The organism is Lentzea sp. NPDC058436, from assembly GCF_042721515.1.
Lineage (GTDB): Bacteria > Actinomycetota > Actinomycetes > Mycobacteriales > Pseudonocardiaceae > Lentzea.
This window is the reverse complement of record NZ_JBHXLF010000006.1, coordinates 122,933-137,467: the sequence shown is the minus strand read 5'-3', so window position 1 is coordinate 137,467 and position 14,535 is coordinate 122,933. Positions and strand designations below refer to the sequence as shown.

General features: G+C 68.6%; 15 protein-coding genes. 7 read left to right on the top strand and 8 right to left on the bottom strand.

The window, feature by feature from the left end; genetic code table 11:
- Positions 1 to 21: 21 nt before the first annotated feature.
- Entirely contained in the window at positions 22 to 657 is a 636-nt protein-coding gene (gene eda, locus ACFWN2_RS24085; RefSeq protein WP_382430816.1) for a bifunctional 4-hydroxy-2-oxoglutarate aldolase/2-dehydro-3-deoxy-phosphogluconate aldolase, read from the bottom strand.
- Positions 658 to 1,000: 343 nt separating this feature from the next.
- Positions 1,001 to 2,857, bottom strand: coding sequence for a phosphogluconate dehydratase (gene edd / locus ACFWN2_RS24080; RefSeq protein WP_382430814.1), 1,857 nt, complete (start codon positions 2,855 to 2,857; stop codon positions 1,001 to 1,003).
- A 227-nt stretch (positions 2,858 to 3,084) separates the two neighbouring features.
- Here edd and ACFWN2_RS24075 point away from each other — a divergent pair, with 227 nt between their 5' ends.
- The 4 genes from ACFWN2_RS24075 to ACFWN2_RS24060 all read left to right on the top strand — a co-directional run bounded on the left by ACFWN2_RS24075 (position 3,085) and on the right by ACFWN2_RS24060 (position 6,850).
- The gene (locus ACFWN2_RS24075; RefSeq protein WP_089924263.1) at positions 3,085 to 3,375 is read left to right on the top strand and encodes a hypothetical protein; all 291 of its coding nucleotides are present in this window, start codon (positions 3,085 to 3,087) and stop codon (positions 3,373 to 3,375) included.
- A gap of 86 nt (positions 3,376 to 3,461) precedes the next feature.
- Positions 3,462 to 4,226, top strand: a complete 765-nt coding sequence (locus tag ACFWN2_RS24070; RefSeq protein ID WP_382430812.1) for a hypothetical protein — start codon at positions 3,462 to 3,464, stop codon at positions 4,224 to 4,226.
- 9 nt (positions 4,227 to 4,235) lie between these two features.
- Positions 4,236 to 6,104 carry a fumarate reductase/succinate dehydrogenase flavoprotein subunit gene (locus ACFWN2_RS24065; protein ID WP_382430810.1) on the top strand — a complete coding sequence of 623 codons (1,869 nt, stop codon included), beginning with the start codon at positions 4,236 to 4,238 and terminating at the stop codon, positions 6,102 to 6,104.
- Positions 6,101 to 6,850: a succinate dehydrogenase/fumarate reductase iron-sulfur subunit gene (locus ACFWN2_RS24060; protein WP_382430808.1), complete on the top strand. Its 750-nt coding sequence runs from the start codon at positions 6,101 to 6,103 to the stop codon at positions 6,848 to 6,850. Before ACFWN2_RS24065 ends, ACFWN2_RS24060 begins: the two co-directional genes overlap by 4 nt.
- On the opposite strand, the gene ACFWN2_RS24055 is transcribed toward ACFWN2_RS24060, so the two are convergent.
- Positions 6,837 to 7,505, bottom strand: a complete 669-nt coding sequence (locus tag ACFWN2_RS24055) for a response regulator (RefSeq protein WP_382430806.1) — start codon at positions 7,503 to 7,505, stop codon at positions 6,837 to 6,839. The genes ACFWN2_RS24060 and ACFWN2_RS24055 overlap by 14 nt on opposite strands.
- Before the next feature lie 112 nt (positions 7,506 to 7,617).
- Between ACFWN2_RS24055 and ACFWN2_RS24050 the strand changes: the two genes are divergently transcribed.
- Entirely contained in the window at positions 7,618 to 7,887 is a 270-nt protein-coding gene (locus tag ACFWN2_RS24050; RefSeq protein ID WP_382430804.1) for a hypothetical protein, read from the top strand.
- Between the two features lie 59 nt (positions 7,888 to 7,946).
- Here the strand turns inward: ACFWN2_RS24050 and ACFWN2_RS24045 are convergent, their stop codons facing one another.
- The 4 genes from ACFWN2_RS24045 to ACFWN2_RS24030 form a co-directional block, all read right to left on the bottom strand.
- Positions 7,947 to 8,828 carry an amino acid ABC transporter permease gene (locus tag ACFWN2_RS24045; protein ID WP_382430802.1) on the bottom strand — a complete coding sequence of 294 codons (882 nt, stop codon included), beginning with the start codon at positions 8,826 to 8,828 and terminating at the stop codon, positions 7,947 to 7,949.
- Positions 8,825 to 9,472, bottom strand: coding sequence for an amino acid ABC transporter permease (locus tag ACFWN2_RS24040; RefSeq protein ID WP_382430800.1), 648 nt, complete (start codon positions 9,470 to 9,472; stop codon positions 8,825 to 8,827). The genes ACFWN2_RS24045 and ACFWN2_RS24040 overlap by 4 nt, the downstream gene beginning before the upstream one ends.
- Before the next feature lie 79 nt (positions 9,473 to 9,551).
- Positions 9,552 to 10,442 carry a glutamate ABC transporter substrate-binding protein gene (locus tag ACFWN2_RS24035; RefSeq protein ID WP_382430798.1) on the bottom strand — a complete coding sequence of 297 codons (891 nt, stop codon included), beginning with the start codon at positions 10,440 to 10,442 and terminating at the stop codon, positions 9,552 to 9,554.
- 39 nt (positions 10,443 to 10,481) lie between these two features.
- On the bottom strand, positions 10,482 to 11,210 hold the full coding sequence (locus ACFWN2_RS24030) for an amino acid ABC transporter ATP-binding protein (protein ID WP_382431185.1): 729 nt from the start codon (positions 11,208 to 11,210) through the stop codon (positions 10,482 to 10,484).
- Positions 11,211 to 11,369: 159 nt separating this feature from the next.
- Here ACFWN2_RS24030 and ACFWN2_RS24025 point away from each other — a divergent pair, with 159 nt between their 5' ends.
- Positions 11,370 to 12,044 (top strand): response regulator transcription factor, encoded by a 675-nt coding sequence (locus ACFWN2_RS24025; protein WP_319964593.1) that lies wholly within the window; start codon positions 11,370 to 11,372, stop codon positions 12,042 to 12,044.
- A 54-nt stretch (positions 12,045 to 12,098) separates the two neighbouring features.
- Positions 12,099 to 13,484, top strand: a complete 1,386-nt coding sequence (locus ACFWN2_RS24020; protein WP_382430796.1) for a sensor histidine kinase — start codon at positions 12,099 to 12,101, stop codon at positions 13,482 to 13,484.
- A gap of 4 nt (positions 13,485 to 13,488) precedes the next feature.
- Here ACFWN2_RS24020 and ACFWN2_RS24015 read toward each other — a convergent pair whose 3' ends face one another.
- Positions 13,489 to 14,412, bottom strand: coding sequence for a TAXI family TRAP transporter solute-binding subunit (locus tag ACFWN2_RS24015; protein WP_382430794.1), 924 nt, complete (start codon positions 14,410 to 14,412; stop codon positions 13,489 to 13,491).
- Between the last annotated feature and the right edge of the window lie 123 nt (positions 14,413 to 14,535).

Sequence of the window (14,535 nt, the reverse complement as noted above, 5' to 3'; positions counted from 1 at the left end):
GGTCTTGAGCAGCTGTGGTTTCTAGCCGAGCTGGGACGCCTCGCGGGCGAGCGTCTCGATGCGATCCCAGTCGCCGGCCTTGAGGGCGTCCTTCGGGGCCAGCCACGAGCCGCCGACGCAGCCGACGTTCGGCAGCGCGAGGTAGTTCGCCGCGGTCTGCGGCGTGATGCCGCCGGTCGGGCAGAACCGGATGTGCGGGATCGGCCCGCCGATCGACTTGAGGTAGTCGACCCCACCCGCCGCCTCGGCCGGGAAGAACTTGAGCGCGTCGAGCCCGCGCTCGGCCAGCCGCATCACCTCGGACACCGTGGCCGCGCCCGGCAGGTACGGCAGCCCGGTCGCGTCGGCGGCGTCGAGCACGCGGTCGGTCGTGCCGGGGGTGACGAGGAACGCCGCCCCGGCCTTCGCGGCCTGCTCGGCGTGCTCCGGCGCCGTGACGGTGCCGGCGCCGATCACGATCTCCGGCACCTCGCGCGCGACGTTCTCGATCGCGGCGAGCGCGGCGGGCGTGCGCAGCGTGAGCTCGATGACGCGGACGCCACCGCGCAGCAGCGCCTGGGCGAGCGGCACCGCGTGGTCGGCGTCGTCGACCACGACGACGGGGATGACGGGCGAGAGCGCGAGCAGGTCGGCTCCGGTGGTCGCGCCGTGGGTCACTGGTCAACTCCTTGATCGAAAACCGATATATCGCATACTGCTCGGCCGCTCGGGGCGGCAGCCTGGGCCTTGCTGGGCGGGCCTTGCTGCGGTCCGTCGCACCGAGCCCGACGACTTCGTCGCACCGAGCCCGACGACTTCGTCGCACCGAGCCCGACGACTTCGTCGCACCGAGCCCGACGACTTCGTCGTGCAGGTCTGTCGTCGTCGAACCGCCCGCACCTGTGCGACGAGTTCGTCGCAGCCGCGTGAGGAGTCCGTCGACCTCGTCGTCAGACGGGCTCGCTCACGTGCGGCTCAGCGGTCGTTCCGGTGGCCAATATATTGCTCGTGGCCGCCGGGACTAGTGGTGTGTGACCGGCGCGAAGTGGTCGGCGGTGATGGGACCGAACACCGTCGCCCCGCGGTCGGCGGGCCCGACGCTGCGGCGCAAAGCCGCGAACAGCTCGCGACCGGTGCCCATCCACTCGCGGCTCGTCGGCGGGAAGTCCACCAGCGGGCGGGCGGCCAGCTCGTCCGCGGCCACCTGGACCTCCAGGGTGCCGGCGGTGGCGTCCAGACGCACGACGTCGCCGTCGCGGACCCGGCCGAGCGGGCCGCCGACCGCCGCCTCGGGGGTGAGCTGGATCGCGGCCGGGATCTTGCCCGACGCGCCGGACATGCGTCCGTCGGTGACGAGGCCGACCTTGTAGCCGCGGTCCATCAGCACGCCGAGCGGCGGGGTGAGCTTGTGCAGTTCGGGCATGCCGTTGGCCTGCGGGCCCTGCTGCCGGACGACGACGACCACGTCGCGGTCGAGCTCACCCGCCTTGAAGGCCTCCTGGAACGCCTCCTGCGTGGTGAAGACGCGGGCGGCGGCCTCGACGACGTGGTTCTCCGACGCCACGGCCGACACCTTGATGACCGCGCGGCCGAGGTTGCCGGAGAGCATGCGCAGGCCGCCGTCGGAGGCGAACGGGTCGGAGGCGGGGCGCAGGACCTCCAGGTCCAGGGAGCGGCCGGGGCCGTCGACCCAGGTCAGCTCGCCCTCGACGAGCTTCGGCTCCTGGCGGTAGAGGTCGAGGCCGAAGCCGGCCACGGTGGTGACGTCGGCGTGGAGCAGGCCGGAGTCGAGCAGGGTGCCGACGACGAACTGGACGCCGCCCGCCGCCTGGAAGTGGTTGATGTCGGCGCTGCCGTTCGGGTAGACCCGCGCGATCAGCGGCACGATCGCGGACAGGTCCGAGAAGTCGTCCCAGCTCAGCTCGATGCCCGCGGCGGCGGCGATGGCGACCAGGTGCATCGTGTGGTTCGTGGAGCCGCCGGTGGCCAGCAGGGCCACGACGCCGTTGACCACGGCCTTCTCGTCGACGACGTGCGCGATCGGCGTGTAGCCCTCGCCCTTGGCCATCTCGACGGCGCGGCGGCCGGCGTGCTCGGTCAGGGCGCGGCGCAGCGAGGTCCCCGGCGGGACGAACGAGGCGCCGGGCAGGTGCAGGCCCATGACCTCGACGACCATCTGGTTCGAGTTCGCGGTGCCGTAGAACGTGCAGGTGCCGGGGGAGTGGTACGAGGCCGCCTCGGCCTCCAGCAGGTCGTCGCGCGACGCCTTGCCCTCCGCGTAGAGCTGCCGGACGCGGGCCTTCTCCTTGTTCGACAGGCCCGACTCCATCGGGCCCGCGGGCACCAGGATCGACGGCAGGTGCCCGAACGACAGCGCGCCGATCAGCAGGCCCGGCACGATCTTGTCGCACACGCCCAGCAGCACGGCGGAGTCGAACATCTCGTGCGACAGGGCCACAGCGGTCGACATGGCGATGACGTCGCGGCTGAACAGCGACAGCTCCATGCCGTCACGGCCCTGCGTGACGCCGTCGCACATGGCGGGCACTCCGCCCGCGAACTGGGACACGCCGCCGACGGAGCGCACGGCGTCCTTGATCCAGGCCGGGTACTCCTGGAACGGCTGGTGGGCGGACAGCATGTCGTTGTAGGACGAGACGATCGCGACGTTGGACTTGCGCAGCGCGCGCAGCGCCGCCTTGTCGCCGCCGGTGATTCCGGCGAAGCCGTGCGCCAGGTTGCTGCACGCGAAGCCGGACCGGGACGTGCCGTCCTGTGCGGCGGCCGCCACTCGTTCGAGGTACGCACGGCGGGAGTCGGCGCTCCGGGCGGCGATCCGGCGTGTCACCTCGGTCAGGACAGGATGCGGTTCGGTCATGGGGGTCTCCGGGTCATCACGGGCCGTGGTGGGGCCCTCACGAGACGACAACGGTGGCGTCCCACGGACGGGCGTGACGCCACACACAGTAAGTCATGGCTGGTCGCAAGCACAAAAACGATTCAGTAGCTGGGAGGTGGCCAGTTTTGAATCTTGGCGTGTGGTGCTTGTCACATGGCTTGAGATTGGGCAGAGTGCGGGGCACGACCTTGGAACGGAGGTGTCCCATGAACTCCACGGAGATCGTCGAGCTGCGCCGGGTCATCGGTCAGATGCGGCACGCCGTCAGCAACCTGCGCGCCAGGTATGGCGACGTGGCGGCCGTGCAACGGCTGGCCAACGACGTTGAGCGCATGGACATCGACGCCACCGAACTCGTCGACCTGAGCACCCCGAGGCAGCGCGAAGCGCCTCAAGTGGAACGCGAGGTCGTGGTCGTGCCCGACACGCCCTACGACGAGTCGCTCTGGAAGGACGCGGACGACGAAGGACTCGGTGGGTACCGGCACCGGACCTGACCCAGCCCTACCTCACGGCCCTCGCAGTCAGCGGGGGCCGTTACGCGTTTCCTCCACAACGACGTGGACCCCCGGAAAGGTGACCAATGGCGAGGGCAGAGATCGCCGCCAGGACTCTGCGCACGGACCGATGGTGGCTGCCACCGCTGACGACGTTCGTCGGCCTGCTGCTCATCTCGATCTACGCGGCGTTCCGCACGTTCCAGGGGAACTACTACTGGGTCGACCAGTACCACTACCTCACACCGATGTACTCGCCGTGCCTCACCGAGGAGTGCGTCCCGGCGGCGAGTCACTTCGGCCAGTGGTTCCCGGCGCTGCCGGGGTTCCTGACACCGCCGCTGCTGATCATCCCGTTCCTGCTGGGATTCCGGATCACCTGCTACTACTACCGCAAGGCCTACTACCGCGCGGCCTGGGCGTCGCCGCCCGCGTGCGCCGTGGCCGAGCCGCACAGCAAGTACACCGGTGAGACCAGGTTCCCGCTCATCGCGCAGAACCTGCACCGCTACTTCTTCTACGCGGCCTCGCTGCTGTTGCTGGTCAACATCTACGACGCGGTCTCGGCGTTCAGCACCGGCCTGGGCCTGGGCAACATCATCCTGCTCGTGAACGTGAGCCTGCTCGCCGCCTACACGCTGAGCTGCCACTCGTGCCGCCACATCGCGGGCGGGCGGCTCAAGCACTTCTCCAAGCACCCGGTCCGGTACTGGACGTGGACGCAGATCTCGAAGCTCAACAACCGGCACATGCAGCTGGCCTGGGCGTCGCTGATCTTCGTCTGCCTCACGGACCTGTACGTCGCGCTGGTCGCCTCGGGAACGATCTCCGACCTCCGCTTCATCAACTAAGGAGTGGTTTTGCCCGAGCTGGAAAGGCATTCGTTCGACGTTCTCGTGATCGGCGCGGGTGGCGCCGGTCTGCGTGCCGCGATCGAGGCCCGTGAGCACGGCCTGCGCGTCGCCGTTCTCTGCAAGTCGTTGTTCGGCAAGGCCCACACCGTCATGGCCGAGGGCGGCATCGCCGCGGCCATGGGCAACGCGAACGAGAGCGACAACTGGCAGGTGCACTTCCGCGACACCATGCGCGGCGGCAAGTTCCTCAACAACTGGCGCATGGCCGAGCTGCACGCACAGGAGGCGCCGCAACGGGTCTGGGAGCTGGAGACCTACGGCGCGCTGTTCGACCGCACCAAGGACGGCCGGATCTCGCAGCGCAACTTCGGCGGCCACGAGTACCCGCGCCTCGCGCACGTCGGCGACCGCACCGGCCTCGAACTGATCCGCACGTTGCAGCAGAAGATCGTGTCGTTGCAGCAGGACGACTTCAAGGAGTTCGGCGACTACGAGGCACGCCTGCGGGTGTTCCAGGAGTTCACCGTCACCGAACTGGCCAAGGACGGCGACAGGGTGGCCGGCGCGTTCGGCTACTGGCGCGAGTCCGGCCGGTTCGTCCTCTTCGAGGCGCCCGCCGTGATCCTCGCGACCGGCGGCATCGGCAAGTCGTTCAAGGTCACCTCGAACTCCTGGGAGTACACCGGCGACGGCCACGCGCTCGCGATGCGCGCGGGAGCCTCGCTGATCAACATGGAGTTCATCCAGTTCCACCCCACGGGGATGGTCTGGCCGCCGTCGGTGAAGGGCATCCTCGTCACCGAGTCCGTCCGCGGTGACGGTGGCGTGCTGCGCAACTCCGACGGCAAGCGGTTCATGTTCGACTACATCCCCGAGGTGTTCAAGGACAAGTACGCCGACAACGAGGACGAGGCCGACCGCTGGTACACCGACCAGGCGAACAACCGGCGCCCACCGGAGCTGCTGCCGCGTGACGAGGTCGCCCGCGCGATCAACTCCGAGGTCAAGGCGGGCAGGGGATCGCCCCATGGCGGCGTCTTCCTCGACGTGTCCACGCGTCTGCCGGCCGAGGAGATCCGCCGTCGGCTGCCGTCCATGCACCACCAGTTCAAGGAACTGGCCGACGTGGACATCACCGCGCAGCCGATGGAGGTCGGCCCGACCTGTCACTACGTGATGGGCGGCGTCGAGGTCGACCCGGACACCGGATCCTCTTCCGTACCAGGGCTCTACGCGGCCGGTGAGGTCTCCGGCGGCATGCACGGATCGAACAGGCTGGGCGGCAACTCGCTGTCCGACCTGCTGGTGTTCGGGCGCAGAGCGGGCGCCGGAGCCGCGGAGTACGTGCGAGCGCTCAAGGAACGTCCCGCCGTCTCGGAGGACCTAGTCACCGAGGCACGGGCCACGGCGCTCAAACCGTTCCAGCAAGAGGGCGGCGAGAACCCGTACACGCTGCACATGGAGCTGCAGCAGTCGATGAACGACCTCGTCGGCATCATCCGCCGCGCCGGTGAGATGGAAGAGGCGTTGCAGCGGCTGGAGAAGCTCAAGGAACGCGCGCGGTCGCTGACCGTCGAGGGCCACCAGCAGTTCAACCCCGGCTGGCACCTGGCGCTGGACCTGCGCAACATGCTGCTGGTGTCGGAGTGCGTGGCGAAGGCGGCGTTGCTGCGCACCGAGTCCCGCGGCGGTCATACCCGCGACGACCACCCCGTGATGGACTCGGAGTGGCGCCGGAAGCTGCTGGTGTGCACGACTTCCGCCGAGGGCGTCGACGTCGTGGAGAAGCCGCAGATCCCGATCCGGTCCGACCTGCTGGATCTGTTCGACCGCACCGAGCTGGAGAAGTACCTCACCGCGGAGGAGTTGTCATGAGCTACCAGGGGAAGTTCCGGGTGTGGCGCGGTGACGACTCCGGCGGCGCGCTGGAGGACTTCACCGTCGAGGTCAACGAGGGTGAGGTCGTGCTCGACATCATCCACCGGCTGCAGGCCACGCAGGCGCCGGACCTCGCGGTGCGGTGGAACTGCAAGGCCGGCAAGTGCGGTTCGTGCTCGGCGGAGATCAACGGCCGCCCGCGCCTGCTGTGCATGACCCGGATGTCGACCTTCCAGGAGGCGGAGACGATCACGGTCACGCCGATGCGGACGTTCCCGATCATCCGCGACCTCGTGACCGACGTGTCCTTCAACTACACCAAGGCGCGCGAGGTCCCGTCGTTCACACCGCCGAAGGACCTGGCACCGGGCGAGTACCGGATGCAGCAGGTCGACGTCGAGCGCTCGCAGGAGTTCCGCAAGTGCATCGAGTGCTTCCTCTGCCAGAACACCTGCCACGTGGTGCGTGACCACGAGGAGAACAAGGAGGCGTTCTCGGGGCCGCGGTTCCTCATGCGGGTCGCCGAACTGGAGATGCACCCGCTCGACACCGCGGACCGCGTCGACCAGGCGCAGGACCAGCACGGTCTCGGGCTGTGCAACATCACCAAGTGCTGCACCGAGGTGTGCCCCGAGCACATCCACATCACCGACAACGCGCTCATCCCCATGAAGGAGCGCGTCGCCGACCGCAAGTACGACCCGATCGTCTGGCTCGGCAACAAGCTGTTCAAGCGGTCCTAGCGACCGCCTGCGGAACGACCAGCCGGGACTCGTAGGCCATCACCACGGCCTGCGCCCGGCTGGTCAGCCGCAGCTTCGTCATCACGCGGTTGAGGTGCGTCTTCACCGTGCCCTCGGTGACCGACAGCCGGGCCGCGATCGCCGTGTTCGTCAGCCCCGTGCCCACGAGCCTGAGCACCTCGCGTTCGCGGTCCGTCAGCTCGTCCAGCCCGACCGAACGCCACGGCGAGGCGTCCGCGTCGCCCCTCAGATAGGCCGCCACGAGCCTGCGCATCACCGTGGGGCTGAACTGCATCTCCCCGGACGCGACGGCGTTGATCGCGGCGATCAGCCTGGCGGGCTCGGACTCCTTCAGCACGAACCCGGCCGCGCCCAGCCGCAACGCCTCGTGGACGTGCTCGTCCAGGTCGAAGGTCGTCAGCACCAGCACCCGCGAGGACGCCGCCACGCGTTTGAGCGCGGCCAGCCCCGGCAGGCGGATGTCCAGCAGGATCACGTCCGGCCGCGACGACTCGGCCAGCGCGGAGGCGGTGTCGCCGTCCCCGGCCTCGCCGACGACGGTCAGATCAGGTGAAGCGTTCAGCAACGCGACCAGGCCCGCACGGAACAACGGCTGGTCGTCGACCACAAGCACGCGCGCCACAACGTCCCTCATTCAGTGACGTCACCGCGGAAGTTCCCCCACCAGGAGCGTACCGCGAAAGTTGACGGGAGATCCACTCTTCGTGAGACGACCGGGTTCCGCTCACGCCGCTACGTTCCGCTTCATGCACACAGCGTCGGCCGACCTGCTCGCCGTGCGGACGATCACCGTCGACGGCTCGGAAGTCTGGCTCCGGGTCACGGACAGCGCTGCCGATCTGGAGATCCGGTGGGCGGGCGCCGGGGAGCGCGGGGGAAGCCTCGTGCTGTTCCCCGCGGGCGATCGCTCACGCCGGCTGCTGGGCACCGGCCTCGCCGCCGGCACCACGTTCTGCCTCGACGTCGCGGGGGAGTCCGGGCAGGACTGGAGCGGCGTCGTGGACTGGAACGTCTGAGAACGCCGAACGGGGCGTGTCCGATGTGGACACGCCCCGTTCGACAGCCGGTGCCGGTCTCAGATCCCGCCCGCGCCGGACGCGTGAGCGAGCTGGACGTCCTTGGCGTCGTCGTTGTCGAGCTTGATGACCTTCTTGTTGCGGCGGTTGCGCTTCTCGAGGTAGTTCGCGAACCACGTGAGCAACAGGCACAGTCCGATGTAGATCAGGGCGACCACGATCATCACCGAGATCATCGGCCGACCGAAGTTCACCGCGTCACCACCGATGCGCGTGCCCCACCGCAGCAGCTCCTCGAACGTGATGAGGAAGCCGAGCGCGGTGTCCTTCAGCAGCACGACGAGCTGGCTGATGATGGTCGGCAGCATGGCCCGCAGCGCCTGCGGCAGCAGCACGAACGTCATCACCTGCGTCTTGCGCATGCCCAGGGCGTACGCGGCCTCGCTCTGGCCCTTCGGCAGCGAGTTGATGCCCGCGCGGAAGATCTCCGCGAGCACCGAGCCGTTGTACAGCATCAGGCTGATCACGACCGCCGTGAACGCGCTCAGCTTCACCCCGGCCACGGGAAGGCCGTAGTAGAAGAAGAACATCATGATCACGAGCGGGATCGCGCGGAAGATCTCGACGATCACCGCCGCGGGACCGCGCACCCACGAGTGGTCGGACAGGCGCGCAGCCGCGAAGATCGCGCCGAACACGAGCGCCAGCACGGCGCCTGCGCCGAACGCCGACAGCGTGTTGCCGATCGCCTCGACGAGCGAGAGCTGGATCTGCTTGTAGTTGATCCAGTCGAGCCTGCGGGCGGTGAACTGGTCGGTGGCGACGAACCGCATGACCACGTACGCGATCGCCGCGAGCGCCGCGGCGATGCCGACGACGGCCATGATCTTGTGACGGACGCGGGCCTTCGGGCCCGGGACGTCGAACAGCACCATGCTCATCGGGCCACGCTCCACCGCTTCTCGAAGACCTGCTGGACGTACGTCAGCGGCATCACCAGGACGACGAAGCCGATCGCCACCCAGAGGAGTCCGAACAGGACGTTGTCACCCTGCTCCGACAGCGCGTCGCGGATCGAGCCGGCCTGCGGGACGGCGAAGCCCGACGCGACCGTCGTGTTCTTCAGCAACGCGATCATGGTGCTCGTCATGGGCGGCACCACCGAGCGCAGCGCCTGCGGCAGCACGACGTTGCCGAGCATCTGCGTGAACGTGAGACCGAGCGCGCGGGACGCCTCGGCCTGCCCGACCGGCACCGTGTTGATGCCCGAGCGCACGACCTCGCAGACGAAAGCCGCGGTGTAGAGCGACAACGCGACCACGGCCGCGGTGTAGGGCTCGATCTTCACGATCTCCAGGAGCGGGTACGCGAAGAGGAAGAACACGAACACCAGCGTCAACGGCGTGTTGCGCAGCACCGTCACGTAGGTCGCCCCGATGCTCCGGAAGACCGGAACGGGGCTGACCCGCAGGGCGGCGAGGAGCGTGCCCAGCACCAGCGACAGCACCGCGGAGATCGCGAAGAGCTGCAGGGTCTGGCCAAAGAGCCGCAGGAAGAGATCTAGGTTGTTGGTGAGGACGCTCATCGGTTTCCTTGCCGTCCGTCCGCCTTCAAAGGAACGGCCGGTGGACCCACGCGGGATCCACCGGCCACGTGATCAGCCGTCAGTAGCGGTCGATCGTCGGCTTCTGGGCCGCCGAACCCGACTTGCCGAGCGTGCCGTCGTAGATCTTCTGCCAGTCGCCACCGTCGAGAGCGGCCTGCAGGACGTCGTTCACCTTGTCGCGCAGGGCCTTGTCGTCCTTGGGCAGGCCGATGCCGTACGGCTCGCTGGAGAACGTCTTGCCGACGACCTTCAGCTTGCCCTCCTCGGCGGCCGCGTAGCCCTTGAGGATCGCGTCGTCCGTGGTGACCGCGTCGACCTCACCGTTGAGCAGCTTCGTGACGCACTGCGAGTAGCCCTGGAACTCCAGGATGTTCTCGGGCTCGGTGTAGTTGTTGTCGCGGATCTTCTTGATCGGCGTCGAGCCGGTGACCGAGCAGACCTTCTTGCCCTTGAGGGTCTCCGGGCCGGTGATCGTCGACTCGTCCTTCTTCACCAGCAGGTCCTGACCGGCGACGAAGTACGGGCCGGCGAACGCGACCTTCTCCTTGCGGCCGGCGTTGATCGTGTAGGTGCCGACGTAGTAGTCGACGTCACCGTTGATCAGCGCCTGCTCGCGGGCGGCGGACTGGATGGTCTTGAACTGGATCTTCTCGGGGTCGAAGCCGAGCTTCGCCGAGACCAGCCGCGCGATGTCGATGTCGAAACCGCTGTACTTGTTCGTCGTCGGGTCCTTGTAGCCCAGACCCGGCTGGTCCTCCTTGACACCGACGATCAGCGAGCCGCGCGTCTTGATCTTCTCGAACGTGGGCGAACCGTCGACCTTGACGTCCTTGGCGACCTCGAACAGGCCGGCGGGCGCCGCCGTGTCGGTCGGGCTGCCCTCCTTGCCACACGCGGTCAGGGCCAGTGCGCCCGTGAGCAGCACCGCCGCAAGGGTGCGAACCCTCATCGTCCTTCTCCTGCCATTCGTTCGAAAGTGGGCTGACTACTAGTGAGTCAGGATCTTGCCAAGGAAGTCCTTCGCGCGGTTGGACTTCGGGGCCGAGAAGAACTCTTCCGGGGTCGAGTCCTCGACGACCTCGCCGTCGGACATGAAGATCACCCGGTCCGCGGCCTTGCGGGCGAAGCCCATCTCGTGCGTGACGACGAGCATCGTCATGCCGTCCTTGGCCAGGCCCGTCATGACGTCCAGGACCTCCTGGACCATTTCGGGGTCGAGAGCCGAGGTCGGTTCGTCGAACAGCATCACCTTGGGCTTCATGGCGAGCGCGCGGGCGATCGCCGCGCGCTGCTGCTGCCCACCGGAGAGCTGAGCCGGGAACTTGTCGGCCTGGTTCGCGATCCCGACGCGCTCCAGCAGTTCCATCGCGGTCTTGCGCGCTTCGGCGGCAGGGGTCTTGCGGACCTTCACCGGCGCGAGCATGACGTTCTCGACGATGGTCTTGTGTGCGAAGAGGTTAAAAGATTGGAACACCATGCCGACGTCGGCACGCAGGCGAGCCAGTTCTTTTCCTTCGGCGGGAAGCGGCTGCCCGTCGACCTCGATGACACCGGAGTCGATCGGTTCGAGGCGGTTGATGGTCCGGCACAGGGTCGACTTACCGGAACCCGACGGCCCCAGCACGACCACGACCTGCCCCTTCGGCACTTCCAGCTGCACGTTCTTGAGCACGTGCAACGGGCCGAAGAACTTGTCCACACCCGCCACACGAATCATCGGCGGTGCAGAGGCGGCAGTCATCCAGTCCTCCATTTGGGGTCGTCGGCGTTGGCGGAAACCTAGGTGTCCGCCACCACACCAGTCCAGGACATTGAGCAAGACTTAGGGTCTCAACTCTGTCACAGGCAGACATCGGTTGCCCGGGAGGTAGCGAAAGTGCGCGTGCTGCTCGTCGAGGACGACGACAGGGTCGCCGAGGCCTTGGTCCCCGCCCTGACCAGGCGGGGTTTCCACGTGGACCGGCAGGCCACTGGCCGCGGCACGCTCGACCGCCTCGCCGGCGTCGACGTGGTGCTGCTCGACCTCGGACTGCCCGACATGGACGGTGTGACGCTGTGCCGTGCCATCAGGGCCGCCTCGGACGTCGCGATCATCGTGGTGTCGGCGCGAGGTGAGATCGACGACCGGATCCTCGGCCTGCACGCAGGGGCCGACGACTACCTGGTCAAGCCGTACGACGTGGGCGAACTGGTCGCCCGCGTGCACGCCGTCCGACGCCGGCGCGGCGCCGATCCCGTGGGGGTGGGCGCGGTGTCGACGGAGGTGTTCGAGACCGGCGACGTGCGGGTCGACCTGGGGCGTCACGAGGTCACGGTCGCGGGGGAGTCGGTCGCTCTGTCGCGCAAGGAGTTCCAGGTGCTCGCGCTGGTGATGGCGGCCGGTGGCGCGGTGTGCACGCGCGAGCGGATCCTCGCCGAGGTGTGGGGACGCACGTGGTCAGGCGCGAACAGGACGCTGGACGTGCACGTGGCGACGTTGCGGACCAAGCTCGGCAGGCCCGCGTTGCTGGAGACGGTGCGCGGCGTCGGGTACCGGCTGGGGCAGGTGTGATCTCGATTGGGTGATCATGGTTCGGCGTGTCGTGATCGGGTGGGGTGAGGGCCGGTGAGGTCCCGGTTGCTGGGCGTGGTGCTCGCCCTGGTCGTGCTGGTGCTGGTGGGTCTGGGCGCGCCCCTGGGCCGCAACGTGGCGGCCGCGGAGCAGCAGGAGATGTTCCTCGACCGGCTCACCGACACGAGCCGGTTCGCCTCGCTGGCGGCGCGGCCGCTGATCGACGACAAGCCGGACCTGCTGCGGCCGGAGCTGCAGCGCTACGACGAGATCCACGACATCGGCGTGGCCGTCGTGGCGCGCGACGCCCCGACGGTGCCGCTGGTGGCTTCCCGCAACGACCTCGCGCTCGGCGAGAGCGGTGTGCAGGACCTGGTCAGCAAGGCACTGGCCGGGCGGTTGCCGGAGGCGCCGCCGCTGTTCATGCCCTGGAACGAGTCGCGGCTCGTGCTCGCCGAACCGATCCTGGTCGACGGCGAGGTGCGCGGCGCGGTGATCACGTTCTCGCCCACGACGAAGACCCGCTTCGAGGTGCTCGCCTGGTGGGCGCTGCTGCTCGCGGCGAGCCTGCTGGTGCTGGCGCTGGCCGTCCTGCTGGCGCTGCCGGTGGTGCGCTGGACGTTGCGCCCGGTGCAGGCGCTCGACGACGCGACGGGCAAGCTGCTCGCCGCGGTGGTGCGGGGCCGGCCGGTGCCGCCGGTCGGCGCGGAGAGCGGGCCGCCGGAACTGAGGCAGCTCAGCCGTTCCTTCGACCAGATGGCGGCGAACGTGAGCGACGTGCTCGCGTCCCAGCGGGCCTTCGTCGCCGACGCCTCGCACCAGCTGCGCAACCCGTTGACCGCGCTGAAACTCCGTCTGTCCAACCTGGAGGGTCACGTCGACTCCGAGGCCGAGGTGCACCAGGTCGAGGCGTTGAGCGAGACCGACCGCCTCAACCGCATCCTGGACGAGCTGCTCGCCATGGCGCGCGCGGAGTCGAGCTCCGTGGATCCGGTTCCTGTCGACGTCGACAGGTCCGTGGCGGCGCGGCTGTCGGCGTGGCAGTCGGCCGCGGCGGCGAAGGAGGTGCACCTCGTGCTGGACGGGCAGAAGGTCGGCATGGTCCTGGCCCCGCCGCGCGGGGTCGAGACGATCCTGGACGCCCTGCTGGACAACGCGCTGAAGTTCACCGCGGAGGGCACGCTGATCGTGGTCGACGCGCGCAAGTCCGACGGGATCGTCCGGCTCTCGGTCGCCGACCACGGACCCGGTCTGCAGCCCGACGAGCTCGAACGGGCCACCGACCGGTTCTGGCGCAGTCCCGCCCACCAGAACGTGCCGGGATCCGGGCTGGGCCTGTCGATCGTGCGGCTGGTCGTCGAACGCGTCGACGGCGTCGTGCGGCTGGAGTCGCCAGAGGACGGTGGGCTGAAGGTCGTGGTGGAGCTTCCGGCCGTTTAGGTCGCTAGACCTTGTTCTCGCGGTAGTAGCGCATCGCCCCGTTGTGCAGCGGCACCGGTGACGTCTCGATCGCGGACCGCTGCTCGATGGTGCGCGCGGCCGAGTGCGCCTTCACGAGTTCCGGCTGCCCCTCGAACAGCTGCCGCACCAGCGCCTCGGCCACGTCGTCGGGCATCTTCTCGTTGACGAGCAGGAAGTTGCGCACGACGAGCGTGATGACCGGCCCGACCGGGTCGGACTGCAGGTTGTACGTGGACGCGGGCAGCGTCGCCGAGCCGTAGACGGGCTTCTCCTGCCGGAACTTCGCCAGCACGTCGCTCAGGTCGAGCATCCGCACCCCGAGCCCCTTGGTGAGGTCCGTGATCGCCTTGGTCGGCAGGCCTCCCGACCAGAAGAACGCGTCGAGCCTGCCCTCCCGCATCGCCTGGGTGGAGTCGTTGAGGTTGAGGTTCACCGCCTGGGGCGTGACGCCCGCCGACTTCAGCAGCGCGCTCGCGATGATCTCGACACCCGACTCCCGCCCGCCGATCGACACGCGCAACCCGGAGAGCTGGGAGATCTTCGTGATCGGGAGGTCGGCGCGGACGATCACCTGCAGGTAGTCGTCGTGCATGCGGGCCAGCGCGCGCAGCTTGTCCGAGCCGGGGACGCCGTCGAGCGCGTCGGCCTGCGAGAAACCGACCTGGGCCTGGTCGTTGATCAGCCGGGTGACGTTGTCCTTGGAGCCGGCCGTCGCCACGACCTGGGGCTTCGTGATGCCGAGCCGCCCGCTCCAGATGTCCGCGAGACCCTTGCCGAGCGCGTAGTAGACGCCGTCCTCGCTGCCGGTGGCCATCGTGATCTTGACGTTCTCGACCGTGCTGCCGCAGCCCGTCAGGACCGTTGCGGCGGTCAGCAGGCTCACGGCGACATGCACTCGTCCCAGCACCAGCGCATCGTGCCACGGGGCCAGGCGGTGATTGCACCCGACGAAGGTCTCGCCTGGTCACGGCGCACGTCGGCGCCGCTTTGTCCGGTCCGCGCGACTCGGGCGTTTGACCAGGGGTTATCG